Annotated in this window: 26 protein-coding genes and 3 pseudogenes; 20 read left to right on the top strand and 9 right to left on the bottom strand. The window is 60.1% G+C overall.

The genetic code is table 11. The features are described from left to right. Positions 1-520 precede the first annotated feature (520 nt). From MAXJ12_RS26170 to MAXJ12_RS26145, 7 genes and pseudogenes are all read left to right on the top strand, one after another. On the top strand, positions 521-2,773 hold the full coding sequence (locus MAXJ12_RS26170) for a CHASE2 domain-containing protein (RefSeq protein ID WP_008839101.1): 2,253 nt from the start codon (positions 521-523) through the stop codon (positions 2,771-2,773). 504 nt (positions 2,774-3,277) lie between these two features. Continuing rightward, positions 3,278-3,658, top strand: coding sequence for a DUF982 domain-containing protein (locus MAXJ12_RS40190; protein WP_085984084.1), 381 nt, complete (start codon positions 3,278-3,280; stop codon positions 3,656-3,658). Between the two features lie 424 nt (positions 3,659-4,082). Continuing rightward, positions 4,083-4,172 (top strand): annotated as a pseudogene (locus MAXJ12_RS40185) (cupin domain-containing protein); the annotation flags it as partial. Positions 4,173-4,460: 288 nt separating this feature from the next. Beyond that, positions 4,461-4,571, top strand: a pseudogene (locus tag MAXJ12_RS40180) (NrtR DNA-binding winged helix domain-containing protein); the annotation flags it as partial. A 117-nt stretch (positions 4,572-4,688) separates the two neighbouring features. Continuing rightward, positions 4,689-4,943 carry a helix-turn-helix domain-containing protein gene (locus MAXJ12_RS26155; protein WP_008839098.1) on the top strand — a complete coding sequence of 85 codons (255 nt, stop codon included), beginning with the start codon at positions 4,689-4,691 and terminating at the stop codon, positions 4,941-4,943. Further along, a complete protein-coding gene (locus tag MAXJ12_RS26150) occupies positions 4,943-6,280 on the top strand; it encodes a type II toxin-antitoxin system HipA family toxin (protein ID WP_008839097.1) in 1,338 nt (445 codons plus the stop codon). The genes MAXJ12_RS26155 and MAXJ12_RS26150 overlap by 1 nt, the downstream gene beginning before the upstream one ends. 372 nt (positions 6,281-6,652) lie before the next feature. Next, positions 6,653-6,899, top strand: a pseudogene (locus MAXJ12_RS26145) (cupin domain-containing protein); the annotation flags it as partial. Positions 6,900-7,215: 316 nt separating this feature from the next. On the opposite strand, the gene MAXJ12_RS26140 reads toward MAXJ12_RS26145, so the two are convergent. The 3 genes from MAXJ12_RS26140 to MAXJ12_RS26130 all read right to left on the bottom strand — a co-directional run bounded on the left by MAXJ12_RS26140 (position 7,216) and on the right by MAXJ12_RS26130 (position 10,855). Then, a complete protein-coding gene (locus MAXJ12_RS26140; protein ID WP_008839095.1) occupies positions 7,216-8,985 on the bottom strand; it encodes a tetratricopeptide repeat protein in 1,770 nt (589 codons plus the stop codon). Between the two features lie 522 nt (positions 8,986-9,507). After that, positions 9,508-10,461 (bottom strand): MBL fold metallo-hydrolase, encoded by a 954-nt coding sequence (locus MAXJ12_RS26135; RefSeq protein ID WP_008839094.1) that lies wholly within the window; start codon positions 10,459-10,461, stop codon positions 9,508-9,510. Between the two features lie 148 nt (positions 10,462-10,609). Next, complete coding sequence (locus tag MAXJ12_RS26130; protein WP_008839093.1) at positions 10,610-10,855, bottom strand: hypothetical protein; 246 nt, start codon at positions 10,853-10,855, stop codon at positions 10,610-10,612. A 967-nt stretch (positions 10,856-11,822) separates the two neighbouring features. Between MAXJ12_RS26130 and MAXJ12_RS37825 the strand changes: the two genes are divergently transcribed. Both MAXJ12_RS37825 and MAXJ12_RS26125 read left to right on the top strand, forming a co-directional pair. Further along, a complete protein-coding gene (locus MAXJ12_RS37825) occupies positions 11,823-11,981 on the top strand; it encodes a hypothetical protein (RefSeq protein WP_008839091.1) in 159 nt (52 codons plus the stop codon). Between the two features lie 2 nt (positions 11,982-11,983). Next, complete coding sequence (locus MAXJ12_RS26125) at positions 11,984-12,304, top strand: hypothetical protein (protein WP_139044051.1); 321 nt, start codon at positions 11,984-11,986, stop codon at positions 12,302-12,304. Here the strand turns inward: MAXJ12_RS26125 and MAXJ12_RS26120 are convergent. After that, a complete protein-coding gene (locus MAXJ12_RS26120; protein ID WP_008839089.1) occupies positions 12,286-12,513 on the bottom strand; it encodes a hypothetical protein in 228 nt (75 codons plus the stop codon). The two genes, MAXJ12_RS26125 and MAXJ12_RS26120, sit on opposite strands and share 19 nt — an antisense overlap. Positions 12,514-13,074: 561 nt before the next feature. Between MAXJ12_RS26120 and MAXJ12_RS26115 the strand changes: the two genes are divergently transcribed. Beyond that, positions 13,075-13,512, top strand: a complete 438-nt coding sequence (locus tag MAXJ12_RS26115) for a Ros/MucR family transcriptional regulator (protein ID WP_008839088.1) — start codon at positions 13,075-13,077, stop codon at positions 13,510-13,512. A 315-nt stretch (positions 13,513-13,827) separates the two neighbouring features. On the opposite strand, the gene MAXJ12_RS26105 is transcribed toward MAXJ12_RS26115, so the two are convergent. The 5 genes from MAXJ12_RS26105 to MAXJ12_RS26090 all read right to left on the bottom strand — a co-directional run bounded on the left by MAXJ12_RS26105 (position 13,828) and on the right by MAXJ12_RS26090 (position 18,142). After that, on the bottom strand, positions 13,828-14,445 hold the full coding sequence (locus MAXJ12_RS26105; RefSeq protein WP_008839086.1) for a hypothetical protein: 618 nt from the start codon (positions 14,443-14,445) through the stop codon (positions 13,828-13,830). A gap of 42 nt (positions 14,446-14,487) precedes the next feature. Continuing rightward, positions 14,488-15,882: a selenium-binding family protein gene (locus MAXJ12_RS26100; RefSeq protein ID WP_008839085.1), complete on the bottom strand. Its 1,395-nt coding sequence runs from the start codon at positions 15,880-15,882 to the stop codon at positions 14,488-14,490. Between the two features lie 261 nt (positions 15,883-16,143). Next, positions 16,144-16,419: a methylamine utilization protein MauJ gene (gene mauJ / locus MAXJ12_RS40175; protein WP_420492396.1), complete on the bottom strand. Its 276-nt coding sequence runs from the start codon at positions 16,417-16,419 to the stop codon at positions 16,144-16,146. 129 nt (positions 16,420-16,548) lie between these two features. Next, on the bottom strand, positions 16,549-17,646 hold the full coding sequence (locus MAXJ12_RS26095; protein WP_008839084.1) for a transporter substrate-binding domain-containing protein: 1,098 nt from the start codon (positions 17,644-17,646) through the stop codon (positions 16,549-16,551). Positions 17,647-17,674: 28 nt separating this feature from the next. Further along, complete coding sequence (locus tag MAXJ12_RS26090; RefSeq protein WP_008839083.1) at positions 17,675-18,142, bottom strand: hypothetical protein; 468 nt, start codon at positions 18,140-18,142, stop codon at positions 17,675-17,677. Between the two features lie 248 nt (positions 18,143-18,390). Between MAXJ12_RS26090 and MAXJ12_RS26085 the strand changes: the two genes are divergently transcribed. The 10 genes from MAXJ12_RS26085 to MAXJ12_RS26040 form a co-directional block, all read left to right on the top strand. Further along, positions 18,391-18,639 (top strand): hypothetical protein, encoded by a 249-nt coding sequence (locus tag MAXJ12_RS26085; RefSeq protein ID WP_008839082.1) that lies wholly within the window; start codon positions 18,391-18,393, stop codon positions 18,637-18,639. Then, entirely contained in the window at positions 18,636-19,025 is a 390-nt protein-coding gene (locus tag MAXJ12_RS26080; protein WP_008839081.1) for a hypothetical protein, read from the top strand. The genes MAXJ12_RS26085 and MAXJ12_RS26080 overlap by 4 nt, the downstream gene beginning before the upstream one ends. A gap of 36 nt (positions 19,026-19,061) precedes the next feature. Next, entirely contained in the window at positions 19,062-19,496 is a 435-nt protein-coding gene (locus tag MAXJ12_RS26075; protein WP_008839080.1) for a hypothetical protein, read from the top strand. Further along, positions 19,493-19,798 carry a hypothetical protein gene (locus MAXJ12_RS26070; protein ID WP_139044050.1) on the top strand — a complete coding sequence of 102 codons (306 nt, stop codon included), beginning with the start codon at positions 19,493-19,495 and terminating at the stop codon, positions 19,796-19,798. The genes MAXJ12_RS26075 and MAXJ12_RS26070 overlap by 4 nt, the downstream gene beginning before the upstream one ends. A gap of 14 nt (positions 19,799-19,812) precedes the next feature. Next, entirely contained in the window at positions 19,813-20,685 is an 873-nt protein-coding gene (locus MAXJ12_RS39885) for a lysozyme inhibitor LprI family protein (RefSeq protein WP_008839078.1), read from the top strand. A gap of 24 nt (positions 20,686-20,709) precedes the next feature. Then, positions 20,710-21,078 (top strand): DUF4087 domain-containing protein, encoded by a 369-nt coding sequence (locus MAXJ12_RS26060; protein WP_008839077.1) that lies wholly within the window; start codon positions 20,710-20,712, stop codon positions 21,076-21,078. Positions 21,079-21,186: 108 nt separating this feature from the next. Continuing rightward, the gene (locus tag MAXJ12_RS26055) at positions 21,187-21,477 is read left to right on the top strand and encodes a hypothetical protein (RefSeq protein ID WP_008839076.1); all 291 of its coding nucleotides are present in this window, start codon (positions 21,187-21,189) and stop codon (positions 21,475-21,477) included. A 117-nt stretch (positions 21,478-21,594) separates the two neighbouring features. Then, a complete protein-coding gene (locus MAXJ12_RS26050) occupies positions 21,595-21,837 on the top strand; it encodes a glycine zipper 2TM domain-containing protein (RefSeq protein ID WP_008839075.1) in 243 nt (80 codons plus the stop codon). A 28-nt stretch (positions 21,838-21,865) separates the two neighbouring features. Beyond that, on the top strand, positions 21,866-22,219 hold the full coding sequence (locus tag MAXJ12_RS26045; RefSeq protein ID WP_008839074.1) for an EF-hand domain-containing protein: 354 nt from the start codon (positions 21,866-21,868) through the stop codon (positions 22,217-22,219). Positions 22,220-22,421: 202 nt separating this feature from the next. Beyond that, the coding region (locus MAXJ12_RS26040; RefSeq protein WP_008839073.1) for an adenylate/guanylate cyclase domain-containing protein at positions 22,422-23,224 on the top strand (803 nt) is incomplete at its 3' end.

The raw sequence follows: 23,224 nt of genomic DNA, 5'->3' as shown, positions 1-23,224 counted from the left end.
GCTCGTCGTGTAGCAGGCAGTTTCTTCGAGACCGCCAAAGAAGTTTATGCGATGCGTGTCCCCTCGCTTGCTGATGACAATCCCAATCTCGCGCAGCATTTCCTGAACCGCTTTGTAGCTCGTGCTCATGGGCACCTCCTGTGGAGCATCAAAGGGAGCGTTGGTAGGGGTTGGGTTTCTCCCTCACAATCAAAACACCACGCCACATCGCCCCAGTATGTGAAATCGGTCATGGAGCGTCAAATCTCGACTGGCAAGCACGGCGCAACGCCTGCAGCCTGTCTGCAGCCCACCTCACAGGTTCCCGCGCGCTCCCTTTGACGACGCCAGCACCATGAAAAGCGCCGCAAAATGGGACCGCCTGACGCGAGCAACGATCAACAACAGACTGTTCGGCGTTGCAAAGCTGCGCTATCGTGCAGGAAGGGAGAGGCAGGCTTGGGAAGCATTCTTCGTTAGAGCGGGATCGGATCGGGAAAGATGGCCGGAAGGTTTGCGGCACGGGTCCTGAGCTGAAGCCATGAGGCGCGCCCAGAAAGCTGGCGTAGTCATCGGTCTGGCGCTCGTGATGGCGCTCACGATGTTCCGCGCAAGTGATCCCCAGCTGCTGACGCGAGCCCGAGAGACGACCTTCGACCAGTACCAGCGCTGGGCACCGCGGGCGTTTGAAGACATGCCAGTGAGGGTCATCGACATAGATGAAGCTTCGCTGCGTCAGTTCGGGCAGTGGCCTTGGCCGCGGGAGCGGCTGGCCGCTCTCGTGGAGGCCTTATCGGCGATGGGCGCCTCCGCCATAGCCTTTGATATGCTGTTTTCAGAGCCGGATCGTCTGTCTCCGCGCAATGTTGTTCGCGATGTGCCCGGAATCGACCCAATGCTGCTTCGCCAACTGCCCGACAATGACGAGATTTTTGCGCAGTCGATTGACGGCAAACCTGTCGTTCTTGGTTTTGGCGTTTCCAACGAAGGCGGATATCTGCCACCGGTGAAGGCAGGCATTGCCTTTACCGGCGAAAGCCCCGTTGCGGCCCCGCCCCGCATCAGGGCGGCCACACCGTTGCGCCCGGAGCTTGAAGCCAGGGCCGCCGGGCTCGGGCATATCAGCCTGAACCCCGGCAGTTCGTCGGCCATCGTGCGCGCGATTCCGCTTTTCCTGAGCGAGGGCGAACAACTTTATCCAAACCTCGCGCTGGAGGCATTGCGCGTTGCCCAGGGCGCTTCCACCTATCTGCTGCATGGCGCCCCTGATGCGCCAGACATCATCACTTCCGTCAAGATCGGAGATTTCGTCGTGCCGACGCCCGCGGCGGGCGAACTTTGGCTCTACGTCAGCCCCGACACAATCGGGCGGTACGTTTCAGCGAGGCATATACTCTCTGCAGGCGGCGCCTCGGCTGAGATAAGAGCCGCCATTGACGGCAGCATAGTCTTTGTCGGGACATCCGCCGCCGGCCTTCAGGATATCCGCGCCACGGCATTGGGGGAAAATGTTCCGGGTGTTTCGCTGCACGCGCAATCGGTCGAACAAATCCTATCGGGCCGCTTCTTGTCGCGCCCGGACTGGGCAGACGGATTTGAAATCCTGTCGATCGCAGCAATGGGCAGCCTGCTTGTCGTGCTCACCATTTTCGTGAGCCCGGCGATTGCTTTGGCAGCCGGGTTGTTGATAACCGTGTGTGCCATCCTCGCGTCCTGGCTTGCCTTCGCGTATTTCGGGCTGCTGCTGGATCCATTGGCTCCGGTGGTTTCAGGGACAATCACCCACTTTGCGGCAACGTCGTTTCGCTTTTTGATCACCGACCGCGAGCGCCGCGCCATCCGCCATGCGTTTGGCCAGTATCTGTCGCCTTCGCTCCTCTATCGCGTGGAAAATACGCGAAATGCGCTGCGCCTCGGTGGAGACGACCGCGAACTGACGGTTATGTTCGTCGACGTGCGCAACTTCACGGAGATGAGCGAGCGGTTGGCGCCAACAGCCGTCGTTGGTTTCCTGAACACGCTCCTGAACGCCCTTAGCCGCCACGTCACCGCCTATGAAGGAACACTCGACAAATTCATCGGTGACTCCATTATGGCTTTCTGGAACGCACCCCTCAATGTCGACAATCACACGCGCAAAGCCGTTCTTGCGGCCCTGGCGATGCGCGAAACCCTGGCGCGGCTCAATGCCGAAGACGCCTTTGGTTTTGGCCCCGAACAGAAGGTCGGAATTGGAATTGGGATCCACACCGGCGTCGCGTGCGTCGGGAACATGGGGGCCGAAACCCGCTTCAACTACTCGGCTGTCGGCGATGCTGTAAATGTTGCCTCCAGGATTGAGGCGACCTGCAAAGTCGTGGGTTTCGACATTCTCGTTTCAGACGAGACTGCAAAGGCGCTGCCCGGCTACGGCTTGCTCGAGGCAGGTGCGCTGCCACTGCGCGGGAAAAGCGGCCGGACCAAGCTGTACGCGGTGGTTGGCGATGAGCGAACTGGGTCTTCGAAGGAATTCGCTGACCTGTACCTCGTGCATGAACAGCTTATCGCTTCCTTCCATGTTCGGGCGGCGGCAAGGCGGAAGACCATAGCGCTCGCAAAGTTGAAGGCGGCGGCGCTGGGGCCGGAGTTGGAAGCGTTTTATGACGCGATATCGGTTCGTTCGGACCATTTCCTCCAGTCATCTGTGAACGACGGAGATTTGGCCAGCCGAACCACTGATGGCGGTCATGATCTCCACGACCTGGAGAGGATACGGCGCCGCGGCCCTTTCCCACACCTTGTTGACAGCGATTAGCTTTGCCCCGCCTATCCTTGTCAGGTTTTTCGGACCTGTCCGGCTTGCCCCGTCGGCATCTATTCCGGCAGGCCGCGGCAAAGTCCCTCGGTTGGCTGATCCCGCGCGTAAGGCGGCCGAAGGCCTGTTGAGTGTTCTCTGGCCCGATCACCGCCGCGAAGACTTCGCGCGCGTACGGCGCGCATCGCGGGCGCCCAGGCAGGGCGCGGTGAAATCGACAGGCCGGACGCCGATATGGCTTGCTGTGCATGCTTGAGCCTGGAGCAATAAAAATGCCGCAGCCGCTCGCCGGTATTCAAAGTCGCCGCCGAGGAAGCGGGCATCCTGATCGGCGATGCGAGGCGCCCGCCCCCAGGACAATAAAGCGGAAGAGATTAACCGCCGCCGGTCCTCATCACCCAAGATCCCGGAACTTCGACTCCAAGCCAGGCTGACAAGCCACTGAAGGGACTCGGATGATCGTCTTTCGGAACATCACCGGACGGCCCACGTTTCAACAGAGAAATGAAACAGATCCGCTTCGACCGGCCTATTTGCATCAGCTTCGGCAAGGCAGGCAAAACACGCCTGGTTCATACCGTTTGGGAAGCGACGAAATGCCTTGCGAATGACAAATGGCCGGACCGCGCTGGCCCGATGTGGGAGATGGCGGTCGGCGCGCTGCGGGGCGCCGTCCAGGGACAGGTGAGCGCTGAAGAGGCTCGTCAGGCATTCGCTGACGCAGCGCTTGAGGCGCGCATCCTTGCCGAGCCCGACTTTCCCAGCAGAACCCATCACCCTCAGGCGACCTCGTCCAGCTCCCGGTCCTCGCTCCCGTCGAAGTCGCGATCATCACCGGGTGGTGGCGCGGCAACGTCCCGTGGATCCTCGCCCGTTCCCGAATAAATCCGCGCCGGCCCTCGAGCGCGCAAACGCACGCTGCAGTGATCCAACCGACGAAACGCCAGAACCGGCATCGGCCCCGGCGCCAGGTCCAGGCTGGCTTCTGTCGCCGTTGCTGACATCGGCGAATCCGAGCGTTAAAGCTCGCGTTGCAGGTTGAGCTTCTAAAACATTGTGCTGGAACACAGCGTGGGCCGTTAAAGGCTGCGGGCTATTTGATGTCTTAAACACGGACAACAACTTCTGACCGGCGTGCTTCCGGGAGAACGCAGGCAGGTAACCGCGCTACGACATTGTTGGGTCCACCGCCGTGCTGCATCAACTCGACCCCGAAGAGTTCGGCGCCTTGCAGCGGACGTTCAACAATGAGGGCGCTCTAATCATCAGTCATGGGGTCACCTTGAGGGGTTCAGGGCGACGGCGGCAGCACTGGTGGAAGAACAACGGTTCGGTTCCTGCCGTGCTCAATTCGGCCGACATCCTGCCGCCGGAGATGGATGATCACGACACGATGTGATCGGGCCGCCCTCCCCGCTCGTAGACGTTTCTCCGACGGCCCCAGCCTCCCGGGAACGTCCACGGCTTGCAGAGAAATACAATGACTACCAAGAGATATTGCCCACCAGGCTTCGGATGGCGGGCGGCGAAAGCCTGCGCTTTGGGACTATCGCGCTGATCGCATTCCTCCACGCTCGTCGAGGCCGCTGGCTCCGCCTGGAACGCACGTTTGATGAAAATCGCGAGTTGAGGCGCAGTTTCATCTTCCCCTACAACGGGAAATCGGCGGGAACTGCCTTTCGACGCGCTGCGCGCCAAGATCAAATACCGCCCGGCCGTCTTCGAGTTGATGCCACCGACATTCACGCTGCTTCAGCTGCAGCGCAGCGTCGAGGCGCTCGCCGGCTGGCTCGTCCACATATACGCATTTGCGTGTAAGTTGCGTTAATACGCACTCGCGTATTGTGCTTCTATACTCGATCCCGTATATTGCCAATATATACGGACTCGCGTATATCATAATCAGAGGGTGCCCATGACCGACTCCATCGCCCGCAATGAAAAACAGCTCGGCGCTATCCTGCGCCGGATACGCAAACAGGCCGGCCTGACCCAGTCGGCCCTCGGCGACCATATCCACCTGCGCCAGGGCACAGTGTCGCGGCTGGAGGCTGGCGAGCCGGCGGTCCAGCTACGCACGTTGATGGCGGCCCTCTCTGCGCTTGACCTCGAACTGGTGGTGCGCCCACGCAGTAAGGGCAGCGCTGCCGATATTGAGAACCTGTTCTGATGGCGCGCCGCCGCACGCATATCCCGCTCAATGTCTTCCTGAACGGCCGTCTGGTCGGGGTGCTGCGGCGCGAATCCACGGGCGCGGTTGATTTCCGCTATGATCCGGACTGGCTGACCTGGGACAATGCCTTCGCGGTATCTCTGTCCATGCCGCTACGTGAAGACCGCTATATTGGCGCGCCGGTAATAAACGTCTTCGACAACCTGCTGCCGGACAGCGAGGCCATCCGCAAGCGCGTAGCCGAACGCGTCGGCGCGGACGGCACTGACGCCTACAGCCTGCTGACCGCTCTGGGTCATGACTGCGTCGGCGCGCTGCAATTCCTGCTGGAGGGGATCGATCCCGGTCCGACCGGCGGCACGGACGGCCAGCCCGTCGATGAGCAGACCATCGCCGATCTCATCAATAATCTCGCCGCCGCCCCGCTGGGCATGGGCGAAGATGACGATTTCCGAATCTCCATTGCGGGCGCACAGGAGAAAACAGCCCTGCTACAAAAGGACGGCCGCTGGTTCAAACCCACCGGCACGGCCGCCACCACCCACATACTGAAACCACAGATCGGCCAATTGCCCAACGGTATCGACCTCTCAAACAGTGTGGAGAATGAATATCTCTGCCTCAAACTGCTGGAAGCTCTCGGGGTGCCGGTTGCCGCCGTCGAGATCGCCGATTTCGGAGAACGCCGCACGCTCATTGTCGAGCGTTTCGACCGGCGCTGGACGAAGGATGGGCGCCTGATCCGCCTGCCCCAGGAAGATTGCTGCCAGGCCCTCTCCGTGCCGCCGACCCGCAAATACCAATCCGACGGCGGTCCCGGCCTGCGCGAGATTCTCGAACTGCTGAAGGGCAGCGACACGCCGGATGACGATATCGCGACCTTCCTGCGAGCCAACATCATTTTCTGGCTGTTGGGCGCGACTGACGGCCATGCCAAGAATTTCAGCATCTTCCTGACGCCGGGGGGACGCTACGGGATGACGCCGCTCTATGATGTTCTGAGCGCCCAGCCCAGCCTCGACGCCGGCCAAATCCAGCGCAAGAAATTCAAGCTGGCCATGTCTGTCGGTAAGAAGCGCCACTATGCGCTTAATGACATCGTTCCCTGGCACTTCGTGCAAACGGCGGAGATAGCTGGCATCGGCTCATCAATGATCCGCACCCTGTTTGCCGATATTGCCGCTAGTGCGCTATCACAGACGTCTGCCGTGATCGACGCCCTGCCGCACGGATTCCCGCAGGATATGACCGAATCCATCTACAACGGGGTCGTTCATCGCGTCCGCCTGATCGACACGTTCTTAACCGGAGACCTCAACCCTGATGACGGATAGAAGGCCGCGCCGCGTATCGCCCTTCTCGGGGGGAGGTGAAAACCCGGGCATTCAGTCGGCAGCTTCGAGTTTGTGCGACTCGCACATGACCATTTCGAGCACCCAATATCTTCGGCTTCGGTTCCGGGATTTTCCCGCGCCAATCGCCGATAGTAGGGGTCGCAATGACTCGTTTATGCGGCGGCTGTGAATAAGCACCGAACGTTGACCCCCAGCCAGGCGGGTTCCAACCCATTGCCAACTCATCCGAAAAGCCGCTTGCGAGCCCGTCATGGCCGGCGCCGATCATGCCCCCTCACCTCAGGCGAAAAGCGCAAGAAATCAACCATTCACTCCATCCTAGGCCGAGGTCCACTTTCGATGCTGAATCACGTCGTGCCGTGGCACGAGCACTCGGCGCGTCCCGCAAACATCCTGGTCGATCGAAGGCGCGATCGGCGAATACGGCAACACCTGCAAGGTGGAGATCGAGCACAAGCCCGGCGAAGCCACGGCCGAGTTCGGTCAGCTCGCGCACGGGTGGAAGAACAACGGTTCGGTTCCTGCCGTGCTCTATTCGGCCGTGCTCTATTCGGCCGACATCCTGCCGCCTGAGATGGATAACCACGACACGATGTGATCGGGCCGCCCTCCCCGCTCGTAAACGTTTCGCCGTCGTTCCGGGCCTCCCGGGAACGTCCATGGCTTGCGGAGAAATCCAATGACGAACTACCAAGAGATATTGCCCACCAGGCGTCGGATGGCGGGCGGCGAAAACCTGCGCTTGGGGATTATCGCGCCGATCGCATTCCTCATGTTCGTCGAGGCGCCCGCTGGCTCCGCCTGGAACGCACATCTGCCGACCGCGCTTGCCGGGATGGCTAGGATCGCAAATTTATCGAAGTTCTCTGGCCGGCACCGCCGCTGTCGGCTGACAGGGCCGGCCGCGAAGATTGTCACAACCGCTCCAGACTCAGGAACTCGGGAGCACCACGCCAGGATTTGGCAAGTTCGGCGGCGGCCTTGCTTTCGACCGCTGCGTCCCCTTTCGCCTTGGCCGCCTGCTGGAGGCCGTAGAGCGCCCAGGCGCTGCCCCGGGCATGATCGAGCGCGGCGCTGAACTCCTTCTCCGCTTCTTCCGGCTTGCCATCCTTCAGAAGGGCCGCACCGAGCGACTGCCTCACTGGATAATACCAGAAAGGCGGCTCCATATAGGGAATCGTATCCTCCCTTTCGGCGGCCTTGCGCCAATGTCCGATTGCCGCTGTATTGTCGCCTTCGGCCTGAGCGATGCGGGCGAGAACCACACTTTGCGCCACTTCGAGAACTGGGCGCGCGGGCACTGCCCAGGCATCGAGCGTCGACCAGTCGGTCTCGGCCAAGATGCTCTGGATAGCTTCGGCTTCCTTGCCCGCGCCGGCGGTGTCCTTCTTGCTCGCCAGGGCCACGCCTCGTGCATAGTGCCACATTGCCTTCACATAGGGCGGTGCGCCTGGCGGCTCGGGTAGCGCCATGATCTTGTCCGGATCGGCATATTGCGCCCACGCGAAATAGGGAGCGGCCTTTACCGGTTGTGCGATCGGAATGACGGTTGCGACCTCGTTGGTCAGCCACTTGTCCAGCTTGTCAGCCTCGGCAAGCACGGTTTCCTTGTCGCCGAGAAGCTGCGCCGAAACGAGCACGAAATGCACGTTGTGGGAGTAGTAGCCGATCGGGTACACGCCCGTCGCGCCGGTCTGCGTGATGTATGTTTCGTCGACCTTGGAGGCCGCCTTGTTGGTCTCGAGCGAGTCGCTGTAGCGGCCGATGCGGTAATAGATGTGGCTGGGCATGTGGACGATGTGGCCGGCCCCGGGCATCAGGGCGGCGAGCCGGTCCGCATAGGGTTCGGCCCGCTCCGGCCGGTCCGAGGCCTCAACCAGGTGGATGTAGAGGTGGATCGCCCAGGGATGCTCAGGGGCCTTGGCGAGAACGCTTTCCAGGCGTTTCTGGACATCGGCTGTCCGACCCTTGGGCTCTTTTCCGCCCGGCTCCCAGTAGTCCCAGGGCTGCGTATCCATTCCCGCCTCCGCAGCCAGCACTGCCAGTTCAAGGTCGTCCGGATATTTATCTGACAAGGCGGCCATCGCCTCGGCGAACGCCATGTCGAGCTTCGGCCGTTCCGCCCCCGGGTCGTCCGAATAGCGGGCAGCCACGGCGTCGATCAGGGCCTTTTCCTTCTCGCTTGCGCTACCGGCAAGGTCTTGCGCCTTCTTGAGCGCTGCCATGGCCGGTGCGTTGGCCTCCGGGTCCATCGGCACGTTGATGTTGGGTCCGAGCACCAGCGCCTCGCCGAGGAAGCACATGGCGCAAGCCGGATCGAGGCGCTGCGCCTTGCGGAATGCGCGCCTCGCCTCCGCGTGATTGAAATTCACCGCCATTCTGAGGCCTTGGTCGAAATAGCTCTGCGCCTCCTTGTTCGCGGTGGTGATGGGGTAGCTCAGCGTGCCAAGGTCGGTCCACAGCGGCGGCTCGGCTTCCTCATAAGCCTTCATTGCCTCGGGGGACTGGACCTGCGTCGAAATGTTGGCGACACGGCAGTGCGGCGCCGCGGCAAGTTCCGCCGGTATCTTGGCTTCGGTCGGCATTTCCGTCCCGCCGAAATTGGCGGCTGCGGCGCCGGCTCCGAGTGCGATAAGGACAAGCGAAGGCAGTCCTGCGTTCTGCAGGAGATTATGAACCCTCATGGCACCCTCCATGCATCTAATTTTGGGGTTGGCAAATCCCGCCCGGGATATGCCGTACCGAATTATCCGCCGGGCACACGAGGATGGCAAATCAATTCACGACCGGTTTAGATTCCCGCCATCAAGTTCTTCTGATTTCGTCTGGCCGACGCACCATACGATTGCTTCAGCCTTGAACGGACGTTCTTTGGCTTAACTTGAAAGTCAGGATCGAGGGATTGAGTGCATCAGCGGTCACATAAACGCTGCGATCGTTCCGTTTGCGGTGGTGCGCTTGGCTCAGTTGCTCATTGGCTTTGTAGGAGTCCGTCAGGACTCCGAAGAAAGTAGATCCAGATGCCTTCGGCCGCGCGGCACCACAGCATCGCCGAAGATGCTCATCAACAAGCGAACAGACGCGCAACCGTCCCCAGCGGGTCAATGAGGAGTTTCGAGAGCCGGGGGAGCAGGCGCGCTCGTGCCGTTGACACGGACGAGCCGCGGGAGGCGGCTTGCAAGCTGCCAGAACCTCTCGCCAACATATCAAGTCGCCGCTACGAAGCGATAGGCGCCATCTTTGCGTTCGGCGTGGCCGACACCTGGATAGGTCCAGTGGAAGCCGAGCAGGCGCGTTTTGTCGGTCGCAGCGCGCTCCAGCAGAGCCTTTTTGTTCTGGGCAGCCAAATCGTGAATGACGTCGAAGCCGGACCGCCACTCTGGATGGGCGAAGAAAACCGTCTGATGGGTGATCGCGTCAGCGACGATGATGAGGCCGTCTTCGCCGGCGACCTCGAGCGAGATGTGCCCGGGCGTGTGACCGGCGGTGTCGAGCACCTTGATGCCGGTCACGATATCGTCGCCCGGCTTCATCATCACCGCCCGCTCCTTGACGGCGGCGAGATCGCGCTGCGCGCCGCGGGCGAAATCGTGGAACGCCTGAGGCATCTTGGTCAAGATGTCCGGGGCCATCCAGAAGTCCCATTCGGCAGAATTGACGTAATACGTTGCGTTCGGGAAGGTGAGTATGCCATCGCCCTTGAGCGTGCCCCAAATGTGATCGGGATGGGCATGGCTGAAAACCAGCTTGGTCACGCTCTCGGGCTCAATGCCGGTCCCCTTCAGGTTCTCGACGAGCTTGCCGGCAGTCGGCTGGAACTTGTTTCCCGATCCGTTGTCGACGAGGATGATGTCGTCGCCAGCGCGGATCACGGTGGGGTTGGTGGCGGCGGTCACCTGTTCCGGACCCTGCCCAGTGATCTCGAGAAGCGCCTTCAACTCCTCAGGCGGGGCGTCCGGCGCAAGCAGGCTGGCCGGTAAAGTGAGTTCTCCGTCGCTCACGACCAAGATTTCGAAATCACCTTGGCTGAATGTGTAAGGTGTCGCGGCAAATGCCGGCCACGACCAGAGTGGCGCGGATGCCAGCACCGACGTGGCGGCGAGAAACTGGCGACGGCTGATAAAGATCTTTGACGGATCGGGTTCGTGAGCAGTCCTCATGCCTTGGCTCCATCGTGAGCGGTCCCGCAGAAGCCCCCGGCGCAGCTAACGATACTCCCGGCAACTGGGCTTGTCATCGCAGAAGAACCTGTTCTCAGCCGGTCCAGGCGAGACTCGCGAATTTTCTCGTGGTCGCGGGGCTTTGTCCCTAAAATCCCGGAATGTGATAGCCGGCGTTCCTTTCGACGCTTTCGCCATGATGCCTTTTGTTTCCGTAATCTGTCACTTCGGCCGAACGGCAGGCCGAACGAATGGCGATCCGTCCAAATGTTTGTTGCATTGGCTGCAACAATTCAGCGCACAGGCGTCTCCCGGCTTCGATTGCGAGATCGGGATCCGGCACCTTCGGGATGCCGTAGAAATTCGCGATCTCGGAATAGAGAAAGTCACGCATGAAAAAGCTCGGGCTCAGTCTGACGCGTCCCTACTCCTCCAGGCCGCACATCAATCCCGGTTTACGCATGAAACCTACCTCCTATGCATGGACCATGCGACCACCACGCAAACCCTTCGGTCGGTAGCCTTGGAGTATTTCTGCAAGCGCTGTGAAGATCGCATTGGGAGGCCGGCCGATGGCGAAGGTGGCTGTTCGCGATGAGCATCTGCTCGGTGTATTCCTGATGATCGCATCGGCGCTGGTATTCGCCTTAGCTGGCGTGCTCACAAAGGCAAACGTAGCGGACGCGTGGACGATTGCATGCTGGCGTAGGATGGTCGGAGGGCTGCTGATTGCAGCGAATGTTGCGTGGTTGGGTAGAGACCGGCCGCCAAGGGACACCCTTCGGCTCGGATGGCAAGGTTCTGTCATTCGTCCGTTCCGAGATCAGCCGCCCCTTCTTTCCGCCGATGGCCGCGTAAATGATTTGGGGGCGCCAGATCGTTAACTACTTGTTAGCCAAGCTGGAGGAGCATCGCCCTTCTCCGAGCCGCGTAACGGAGTAGAAGTTGCGGACCCATCAAACGTACCAATCGCCTTACGACTGGACCGGTGACATAACCCGCCGGCGCAAGCGGGCACGGTATTTGCTAAAGATCGTGGCCGCGGGCTGTGCATGTGGCTTGGCCGCGTGGTTGGCATGGACCATAGGGGCAGCCTGGTGAGCAGCCGTTCGCGCGAACGAGGGACGCCACCCATACGATTGGCCAAGCCGCAATCGGCGGCTCGCTGCCCTATGCTCGGCCCCTGCCATATGCCCATATGGTCGAAGTGGCCGGCGAACCATCCTCTCCCCCCAAAAAAGGCGGTGCGTCGGCCATTCCTTTCTTTTTCGGAACACGCAAAGTTTAGGCGGACCATCCAAGGTGATTTGACAGGACAGCATCCGCAACGTCTGCTGACGTGGGGAAAGCAGGAGGTTAGCATGAACAAGCGTGATCGCGAGCACAGGTCCGACGAGCAGCGGCCGGCGAAACCGCCGGTTGATGCCTACGATCCGTTTGAACAGATGTTCCGTCCAAAGCGGCCGTCTGACAGCTTTGGTGAGATGTTCGAAGAGAAGATCCGCAACGACGAGTTCTGACATTGCCGGTGATGGCTTTCCGATCCGAGGCCAATCCGCCATCGGATCCACTATCGTGGCAAGACTTCCGTAGCGTCGCCATGGCTGTCGTTCCGCAAAAAGTGCCGACCGGCTTCCAAGGCCAGCGCGCCATGATCTGGTTAACGTCGCTGTTCAGCGCGCAGGGCAAGCGGCATGGCCCAGGCAGCGCGGCAAACCGGGCCGACATCGACCAGCATGAGGCGTCGCTTGCGGGCTTCAAGGCGAAGCGCGATTCGGACAACGCCCAGCGTTCGACTTGGTCCATCATGACTGTCGAGGGGGGTCAACCAATCCGCTTTTGACATTCTTTCGTCGCGATTTCACCATCAAGCGCGGCGATTTCTCCCTTCACTTCAGCAATTTTGGCCTCGCGAGCCTCGGGCGAGAAAACCATGGATTGCGTGAGCCCGGTCAGGGCTCCGCTGATGAGGTCTGCGCGGAAGCGTTCGCCCTGAGCATCCTCGAGGAGGTCGCGAATGGTTTTGCGCCGATCGCGCTCGGAAATCAGCATTGGGCAGTCAAGATTTGCGAAGCGATTATCAGTTACCGGTTTCGCTTGAATGCGGCTAGGCGGCGTCGCGCATCCCGCCAGTAGGGCCAGGGCGGCGAGAGCGGCTGTGAGTGGAGAAAATCGCATGCCGTTCAATGCCCGCCGGTTGTGGCGAGATTTGGCCGGGCGCCAAGCACTGACCGCCCTCGCCCCCCGGCGTAGGAATGGCGATGGCTGACAGTGGCAATGTTGCTCGCTTGACTTGCACTCCTGCATGAGGATTTCGAAGATGCATGCGTCAAGCACGAGACGGCGCCGGGCTCCCCACCAGAGTTCCATTTGGCAAAGGCGCTTTGTGGCCGCCTTCGAAAACGGGGCCCAAACAAAACTGACTTGCTGGCGATTGTGGTTAGCAAGGATCAGTGGCCCGCACGGTAGCCTGCTGCCGGTCGTCTTCCGCTCCATCATGATCAATGCAGGGTGAGGGCGCGACGGCAAAACATGATCTCGAATGGGCAAGCTCGATTGCGTCGTCTACTATAGCGGTTTAAAAGAAGCCTGTGCGATTGAGGAAAAATAGAAATGACCGATACAAATGATCTCAAGACAGAGCTCATTGCCGATATTGTATCCGCCTATGTGAGCAACAATCCTGTTCCAGTGTCAGCTTTGCCAGATCTGATCGCCAGTGTTGCGGCCTCGCTCGGAGGATTGGTCGAGGGGGAGGCTCCTGCACTAGCCGAGCCACAGATGCCTGCCGTTCCGATCAAGAAGTCCGTGAGGCCCGATTATATTGTCTCGCTGGAGGACGGACGCAAATTCAAGTCGCTGAAACGTCACCTCAGGACCAGCTACGGCATGACCCCGGACGAGTACCGGGCCAAGTGGAATCTGCCGAGCGATTACCCGATGGTCGCGCCGAACTATTCCAAGACGAGATCCGACTTGGCCAAATCTTTGGGGTTGGGCCACAAGCCTACTCAAAAGCCGAACGGTCGCCGCCGCAAAAAGTCGGCGTAGGACAGAGAAGCCCGCACATGCGCGGATGCTTCGCACACTGCCTGCTGCGGCCGGGGCGCCGTCGTTACAAACATGCTGGCGCTGCAGAAGTCCCCTGGCCTCGCCGCCATCCATCTCAACCTGCCGGGCGGCAATGCGCAGCATGTCGGCCGTAGGGATCCGCTCTGTCGTTTCCTGAAAGCCGACATCGTCGGTGTCCGCGAGAGTCGTGGCCGCGGAAAATGCAGCCCTTCCGCCTTTCTGATCGGACTGCTTGCGATCCCCACAAAATCCTTCCTTCGGCGAATAAGGCGGCGGCCCGTTGGTTGAAGGCTGCTAGATAATGAGAATGAGGCCGGTTATCGCCAAGGCACCGGTCCACAGAGCATCGAGGTTAATCCAGCCGCGCCGCAGAAATCCAAGGTCCAGCCATTCAAAGACGATTGTCGCGATCGCGGCGGTCACGCCGAGCATGGCCGCCATATGCACGCCGATGGCGGCAAGGGCCACCGGCAGCGATCCTTCGGCGGTCAGTTCGCGCGCCGGCGTCGCGGCGAGGCAGAGCGGTATGAGCACCGGCACCAGCATCAGGCCCGCCCCGTGGCTCGTCGCCATCAGGAATGACCACAGGCCGAGCCCTGCCAGCCCCGTCTGCATGCCCACGCGAACCCGATGGCGGTGACCATAAACGGCATGATAGGCGGCCCAGCCCAAAAGCAGCGCGCCGGCCATCACTTCCAACAGGCTTTGGTCAACGACCGTCCCGACGGCCACCACCGCGAACACGACCACTGCGATCGAGACCGCATGGCCGAGCGCGATCGGAACGAGCGAAAGCCACACGACGCGCCGGCTCTTGCGATGCATCCCGAGGGCAACCGCGAACAGCCAGCCCATGGCGGGGTTCAGCCCGTGAAAGGCGCCGAGCCCGGCAAGCACCAGCCAGGCCGACATTTCAGAAACTCGACCGCGCGCCGGTGCCGGGCACCACGCGCATCACGGATAGCAATAGGAGTCCGACGAGCAATCGCCGCCCTGCAGGCGCACCTGATGAGGGCGGTGGCCCTTCGGCCAATCGACGAAGAATTTCTCGTCGAAGGCGATGCCGCCGTTCTCGCCCACATCGAGCTTCACCATCCAGCCGTCGATGCCGTCGGGATAAAATTGCGGATCGATCGGCCCGTAGAGCGAATTGGTGAAATAGACGCGCTTGCCGTCACGGCTGACCTCGACCATCTGCGGCCCGCCGTTCAGCGCGCCATTCTTCGCTCCCGGATGAGACGCCCGCGAAACGATGCCGCCGATGCGCACGCGCCCCGTCTCCTTGGGGTTGAAAGGATCGGACACGTCGTACTGGATCATGTCGCCCGTGCCCCAGCACGAGACGTAGAGGAAGCGGTCGTCCATGGAAAGATCGATGTCGGTGACCAGCGGCGCAACCGCCTTGAAGCCCTGTAGTACGGGCGGTAGGACATCGGGATCGGCGGGTTCAGCCGGAATTTCGATCACCTTCTTGACCGCCCATTTATCTCCGTCGCGATACCATGTCCAGATCGAGGCGGAGAGGTCCTTCAGGCTGATGACGCAGCCGACGAAGCCATAGGCTTTGGTCGGGTCATGCGCCGGGCGCAGCTCGAAGACGAGCTGATGCTCCTCGCCGAAGTCGATCTCTTGGAGATGCTTGCGCTTGTGCAGATCCCAGAAATGCAGGCGGCGGCCATATTTGGAGTTGAGCAGGATCTCGGGCACCAGCCCGTTTTCGAATGTGTCCGGCGTGCCCCATTCGCTGGTCACCATCGTGTCATGGCCGAGGTGCCACCAGAAATCATAGGCAAGCTGCTGCGGCCCGCGATCCATCTCCCACTGGCCCATGACGTCGAAACTTTCCGGATCGAGCAGGAAGATGCCGCCCGGCGCCTTGCCTTCGGCATTGCCGAGCGCGTTGACGTAAATGCCTTCAGGCCCGCAATGGATCGTGTGCAGGCGCGTATAGCCAGCCTTTTCGGCGATCTCCTCCGGCTCGATGACCTTGACGATCTTCGGGTTCTTCGGATCGGGCTTGGTGTCGATAATGTGAAGCCGCGATGAGCGCAGTCCCGGTACGACGAGATAGCGCCGCTCCATATGCGGATGCGGCGCATTGGGACACAGGCAGGACGAACAGGCATTCCAGCCGAAATGATGCAGTTCGTCGCCCGCATTTGGCATGTCGACCCGGCCGACGATCTGGCCATAGGTTGGCGATTTCGCATCGACGTCGACGACGGCGATGGCGTCCGGCTTCTGGCGGTCGGGGTCGAATGAGGCGACATAGGCGAGCCTTTCGGCCGGCGCCTTGGCGGCCATGCGGGGCGAGGGGTAGAACGAGGGATCAGGTTGCCAAGTAGCCATCATAACTCCTCCTGGATGATGCGCCCCCTCCTCGGCCCAATGTACTATCTCACGCCAGGAATGTCGTCTGCATTCGCATAGCCTCTACGGCAGAGGAGCGCCTGCAAAGGTCCGTTTTCGGCCCGGCGCATCGACGGAAGCCTGCTCTCCAGCGCCTGCTTCGAGTTGGATTTTCACGAGCCTCGAGGTCGCAAGAGGGCTCGATGAGGAATTTGGTGGATGATGCGCGCCTCACGAAGGACGCTAAAGCTAACGATTACACTATCCGGCTGAAGCCTCTGCTTGTTCTCGGTTCCCTGTAAAGTTGTCCCACGCCGCGAGCCATTTCTGTCGTGCGTCGAAGGGATCGTCAGGATTGATAATCGGGTCAGCCTGGGCGTGCGCAATTGCGTGACGCCACGATTCCCTGAGATGCTTTCCGGTGTCGCCCTGAACTGTCGCTTTCAACTTGTCGAGAGCGTCCTTAGCACGGTGGCCATCGAGCCTATCAATGTTATCGGTTACCCAAGCACCCCGGACCCGGAATGGCTGTTTCAAGCGCCCGGAAGAAGGACAGAAGCGCGTAGCCGGGGTGATTTAGTCCGCGGCCTTCACGCATGGGCGCCAACGCAAGCTTGCCAGACGCGTTGCCGATCACAGGGCAGATTCGACAAGTCGAAACGCCATTCATGTGGAGCTTCCGAAATACCGATTGCGCAATTCTTCGACGGTCCCGTCTTCGATCAATTGGAGGATCTGCAAAGTGACGGGTTGCGTGAGTTCGCTGTCATGAGGGAAGGCAAAGCCGTATTTGTCCGGGTGGAAGATATTGCCGACGACCGTGACATTCTCTTGCGGTTTGTTGTGGGCGAAGTGCTCCAGGATGGGAGCATCGCCGACGATCGCGTCGATGTTTCCAGCCTTCATCGCTCCTGCTGCTGTATCGATATCCGGATAGGATCGGGACGCGATGCCAAGCTCCGTGACGAAGTCCTCGGCAACGCTTCCTGTGAATACGCCTACGGTCTTGCCCGGCAGATCTGCCAGCGAGTGGATTCCTCTCTCAATAGAGACCGCCGTCATGACGCTTGTCACCGACGAGGTGATGTAGGCGATCACGCCGACGCCAACGATCACCCAGATGGCTTGCCAGAGGCGGCCGACCCAGCCGAACAGGTTTTTCCGCGCACCGGCTTTGCCAGCGGCCGCGATCGAGATGACGTGATGAAAACTCTCGGCTATCCCTTCGCGCCAACGCCTTGGGAAATCCGGATCGAACTTCCGGTCAAACAGCGTGAACCCGATTGTCGCCGCGATGATGACCGCCAAAAGCCAGCCATAGGCACGCAGATGGCCGGCATCGTTCAAGCCCGATACAACGCTCCAGAAACCGGCGGAACCCTCGTCGGGCACCAGAATACGCAAGCCAGCATCATACCATGGCTGCGTAAAGGAAATCGTCTCGGCGCGATCGTGCGTGATGGTCAAGTTGGTGACAGCGGCATCGATCTCGCCATTGCGGGTTGCGTCGACGAGCTCGCGGAAGGTGGGATACGCCACATAGTGCGTTGCCAGATCCAGATTGCCCGCGACGACTTCCCACAGGTCGATCGCCATACCATCATAGCTGTTGTTCTCGGCGACAGCGAAGGGCGGGCTGACATAGACGCCGACATTCACCGCGCGGGCTGGCGTTTCGCGTTGGGACTGTGCGAAGGCGACCTGCGTCGTGAGTATGCAGAAAATGACGCCCGCCGATGCTGCGACCCTTAAGGCTGATCGCATGTGGAGACCTCGTATCTGAAACCTCAGTTTAGGTGTCGGAATTGATCGTGATGATCTTTACAGCCTGCTTCTTGCAGTCGTGGTCGAGGCAAATTCCATCGATCCAGATCTCGCCGTCCCCGATCATAAGGCCTTGGTCATTTGCAAATAGAGCGGCATAGGTTTGCTTCTCGACTGCCGTGACGATTTTGTCGGAAAAGATGTGATCGTAGTGCGACACAAAGTCTTTACCCGATTTGATTTTCACGTCCTTGCCGCCGATGGAAACAGTGATCGGATAGTCAACCATCGCTGCAACCGTTTGTCTGTCACCAGCAGAAACAGCCCTCTTCAGGTCGGTAAAGAACGTGTAGTAGAGCTCGTGCTGCCCGAATAATTCATCAAGTCGTGAATTCATTTCTTTGTCAGACTGCGCTACGGCCGGAAGTGTAAAACTCACCAAGCCGACAATAGCTGTGGCTATCATCCAAATCATTGCCTTGCTTATGGTGATCATGATCAGTTTTCCTTCTCACGGTTACACAAAAAATTGCGGCACACTCAGTTGATTAGCGATTTCTAATTTAAAGTTTAATCAACTATCGCCATCTAATCTTGCCTTATGCGACATTTCCATGCAACCTTTCGGCGAGTTGAATCTTTAGATCAGCATCAAAAACCGATCATGAAGGATTTTTGTGCGGTCGACAGGAGCAGGGACGGCCGCCTGCTAGCCTTCGGACTCCTTCGGACGGAGAGACAAATATGCCGGATGTGGTGGGACTGGCTGGTGGTTTGCTCGCAGCAGTCGTCGGCTTGGCAAGCCTGTCGGCTGTTCTTCTATGGCCCTGGAGTACCACCGTGTCGGCCCCTTTCAGCCTGCGGGCGATCACGTTCTGGCAGGCGCACAAGCTGCTCTTGATCGCCGGGATGCTGTTCGGGCCGCAATCGGCTACCAAGTATACATCTGACAGACAATCCGCAGCCGTCGGCCCGTCGGAGCATGAATCATGAAATTCATGGTCCATGCGACGTTGGCCGCTGCTTTGCTGGCAATCGCCGGCTGCACCACCGATGACTACGATGGCTGTCACGGGACGGGCTGCCTGGTGGATAGGCCAGATCAAAGGCGGCCAAACGTTATCGATACCAGACCGCAATTCGACCGCGACGGCAATCCCAACTTCGATACCCGAGGTAGATACCAGGGGTGCCGCGGTGTCGGCTGCGAGGTCGATGATCCTGATGACGGGGATCAGGCCATCGACGACAGGCCACAATACGACAAAGAGGGCAATCCTAACTTCGATACGCAAGGCAACTACCAAGGATGCCGCGGCATCGGCTGCGAAGTCGATGCGCCGGACGACGACAGTTCATCGGACGATGATTCCGATTGATGGACGCAGCTGCGAACAAGGAAGGGATCGCCACTCATGTCTGAATTGAACGGTCTCATCCGTCGACATGCCAAGATTGCGGTGATCGCCCTCACCGGATTGGGAATTACTCTGACGTCTTCCTTCGCCGCTGATAGCGCCTGTTCCGGCGTAACGGTGGAAGTGACGAAGGCGCGCAAGCAGGAATATGCCGCTCTCGTCGTCTCGGCGATGGACAACAAGTTCAAGCCTTCTCAGGCGAAGTTCATCACGATCATGGAGAGCGGCAACTGGAGCGCCGCCTACGTATCCACGCCCGTCAGCGATGACGGCGTGATGTTCTTCCAGACAGTCAACGGAAAGAAGCAGTTTCGCGACGTATGGGGCGGCTACGCCGAACCGTCGGAAAAACCTGAACTGGTGTCCTGGGCGAAGAAGCTCGGGGCGCCGCAAAATCTTGCAGCCTGTTTTGCCGAAACGGTCACGGAATGACGGTGATGATCACTGGAGATTTGCCGCGTTTGCGAAATCAAGGACCAGGCATGCGATCGCACTTCACGACGATCAAATTCCTGGCGGGAACGACGACATTCAACGCGCCAAAGACAGCGCCTTTGCAGAAGACCGCCACGTGCCCGTTGCAAGGCCGTGGCGTCGGCCGTTTCCCGCCTCAGCGCCTGAAATCAACTGGCGCAATCATTTCAGCGAATTTGTCGGCCATGCTGACCGGCCGTTTCCGGCAAGCTGAGACCCACAGTTGGCGGGGAGCCAGGCCCGTCAGGGTGGATTTCTAAACGGAGGATGATCGATGAAAACCGCTATGCTGACTGTTGCCGTGATGCTGGCCATGCCGGCTTTCGCATTTGCTCACGACAAGTGCTACGACGACGCCAAGGATCAGCCCGCCCTGAACGCTTGCGCCGATGCTGCGTTCAAGAAATCCGACAAGAAACTGAATGAGCTCTACAAGCAGATCGAAACCCGCCTGAACGACGATGCGGATACCACAAAGCTTCTCGTTCAGGCACAGCGGGACTGGATTAAATTCCGCGACGCGGAATGCGCTTTCCAGACTACAGGAGCGGCCGGCGGCAGCATGATGCCGATGCTCGTGGCGCAGTGCATGGATAGCCTGACGCAATCCCGCGTCAAAGACTTCGAGGGTTACCTGAAATGCGAGGACGGGGACATGAGCTGCCCCGTCCCAGCCGCTGCCGTTTCAGCCGCCGCCCCAGCTGCGCCCGTACCGGCAGCAGCCCATGGTGACATGGGCTTCGACGTCAACGTGACGCTTTCCAAAGAGGCGGCCGCCAAGCTCGCAGCTGAAAAAGAGGGAATCGCTGCCTTCGCCGACTATTACGGCGATCCGAAGCCGAACGCCGAGAAGCACGCTAACGAGATTGGCCAAATCAGCGTTTCACCGGAGGAAGAATGGGTGAAGATCTCTGGCTCAGGCGGGCAAGCTCACATCAGCGGCAAAAAGGTCGATATGCAGACGCTCAAGTGGGTTGAGGGCGACGTTAAGGTCAACCTCAACGTTGCGTCGGCACGCAAGAGCAGTTCGGACAATCTGCTCGGCTGCGATTTTATCGACGGTCCACTAAGCAAAGTTCAGAAGCAACCTGTGACGCTTCATTGCGCATTGATCGAAGAGAATTACGACACGGAGTTGAAGCCATAAGGCCTACAAGAGTGAGAAGAATTCATGCGCCTGCCGTTCGTCATCTGTTCTTGCCTGGCCATTGTGGTCTTACCTGCGACTGCCGCCGAGCGCCGTTGTGGCTGGTACTCCAGCCCGACGCCCGGCAACCTCCTCCTGACCGACAGGCACGGCGATTGGTGGATCCAGATGCAGGGACGACCGGATCCCAAAGGCATCGACAATGTGCCGGCCTTTGACGACCGACAATTCGTGGAAGCCAATGTGCCTGGTTCCGGTTACGGCTACGGGTGTGCGTGCATGACCGTCGAAACCAATGCCAGGCAACAAAGGATCACCAGAGTGATCGCGGCCGACATCCTTCCACTGGCGCGCTGTCGCAACGACAGGTCGCTGCCTGACCCGAGTGAATAGGCATGATGCGGCAGGTGCGGGACAAGTAGCCAAAGGGGCACATTGAGCAGGGGATGCTCGGCTCAAAATTTGGAATTCGGCGGGGATTCTCAACCAAGGAGGCATTTTATGGAAGCGATTCTTGCACAATTGATCGGAGGCGCGGCCGGCGGGACTGCCAGCGGCAAGCTGGTGAAAGATGCCGATCTCGGGCAGATCGGTAATCTGATTGCCGGCGGAATTGGCGGTGTGGGTGGCGGTCAGTTGCTTGGCGCCCTGCTTGGCGGCGCAACGGGCGATGCTGCGGCAGGGCTCGATATCGCCGCTCTGGCCGGACAGCTCGTTGGCGGTGGCGTTGCCGGTGCAATCGTCCAGCTCGTCGTCGGCATGATCAAGAACAAGCTTTTGGCCCGTTCCTGATCCTGCGGAATCGGGATCGGCGCAGGCTTGGTGGATCGACCAACTCGTGTCGAGGCACTGATATTCGCCGATCGTCGCAAAGGCCTCAATTTTCGAAATCATAAACTGGAGAGACCAATGAAGAAACCAGCTGTGGCACTCATATTGGCAGGCTTCGCCCTGACTGCCTGCCAGTCGTCATCGGACCCTTCCGTTCGGGCCCACAATGCGGAATTCGGCTGTATGGCCGGGACCATCGGCGGGGCGATCGTCGGTGGATTGATCGGCAGCACGATCGGTGGCGGCACCGGCCGGATTATCGGCACCGCAGTCGGGGTGGGCGGCGGCGGCTTCCTCGGCAACCGCCTGACCTGCCGCTAAAGCCACAACAATGAGAAGGGACATCAAGATGAAAACAAAAATCGCGACAACTGTTTCCATCCTCCTGCTTTGCACCGCCATAGCGACCGCGCAGCAGGCCACGCCAATGCACGAGGGCCATCGGGATCATCTCGACACCAATGACAATGGTTCGGTGAACAAGGCTGAATATCAGGCTTTCATGACCGATGCCTTCGAGAAACTGGACACGAATCGCGACGGCAGTTTGCGCGCCGCCGATGTAGGCCAATTGCTTACCGCGGATCAGTTCGCCGCAATGGACCGCGACGGCAGCGGCAGCGTGAGCCGGACAGAATTCATGAACCAGGTCATGGCCGACTTTGCCAAGGCAGACAGCAGCGGCGACGGCCAGCTTCAGTAGCCTGTGGCTCTGGAACACAGCCTGTCTACCGGCCTGGGTCTCCGTGCCGATCGGCGCGATCGGCACGATAGCTCATTGAAATCCCATTTGTGGATGGGGTGATGCTCGGGTGCCGATTCACAACCAAAGCGATGGTATGTCGCTATTCCGAAACCGACGACACTTTCGGGCGAGATGCATTAGGAATCGGAAAAGAGGAAACATGACATCTTCCGAAGACGACCTCGTCCAATGGATCGCGATGCAAGGCCTGCAAGGGTCGAGCCTGCCGGCGGTGCTGGATGGGGTTGCGCGCAAGCTCGTCGAACGGGGCGTGCCTCTTTGGCGCTGCTACCTGGCCCTGCCGACCGTCAATCCATTGTTTCGCGTCGTGAACTGTGCATGGAGACCGGATAGCGCTGCCACGCTGGAGACGATCAGTCATGAGCAAAGCCCGACCGCCTTCGGCGAGAGCCCGTTCGGTCTGATGCAGAAGGAAGGACAGGAAAAGCGGCGCTGGAGGCTGGAGGAGCCGGATGGCGATGGCGGGTTCGCCATTCTGGCCGGCTTCAAGAGGGCCGGCGCCACCGACCATTTCGCGGCTCTTCTCGCCTTTCAGAACGAGGCAGCCCCGAGCATGCCGGGGCTGGTGCTTTCCTTTACCACCGACCGCCCGGCCGGTTTCACCGACGGCGAGCTCGCCATGCTGGGCAGGCTGAGCCCGCTGATCGGCCTCGCAGCCTACCGCATCGCCCTGCTCGACCTCGCCGCCGATATGCTCGACACCTATGTCGGCCTGTCCGCCGGGCGGCGCGTACTAAACGGAGAAATACGCCGCGGCTTGGGCGACACAATCTACGCCGCCTTGCTGTTTGCCGATTTGCGCGGTTTCACCAGCCTGGCCGATACAATGCCCGCCGAAAAACTGATTGCCAGGCTCGACGAACATTTCGACGCCATGGCCGAACCTGTGGTTGAGCGCGGCGGCGAGGTGCTGAAATTCATGGGCGACGGGCTGCTGGCGGT

Source organism: Mesorhizobium alhagi CCNWXJ12-2 (genome assembly GCF_000236565.1).
Classification (GTDB): Bacteria; Pseudomonadota; Alphaproteobacteria; order Rhizobiales; family Rhizobiaceae; genus Allomesorhizobium; species Allomesorhizobium alhagi.
Note: the sequence above shows the minus strand (reverse complement) of the source record. Positions and strands in the feature narration are given on the sequence as shown.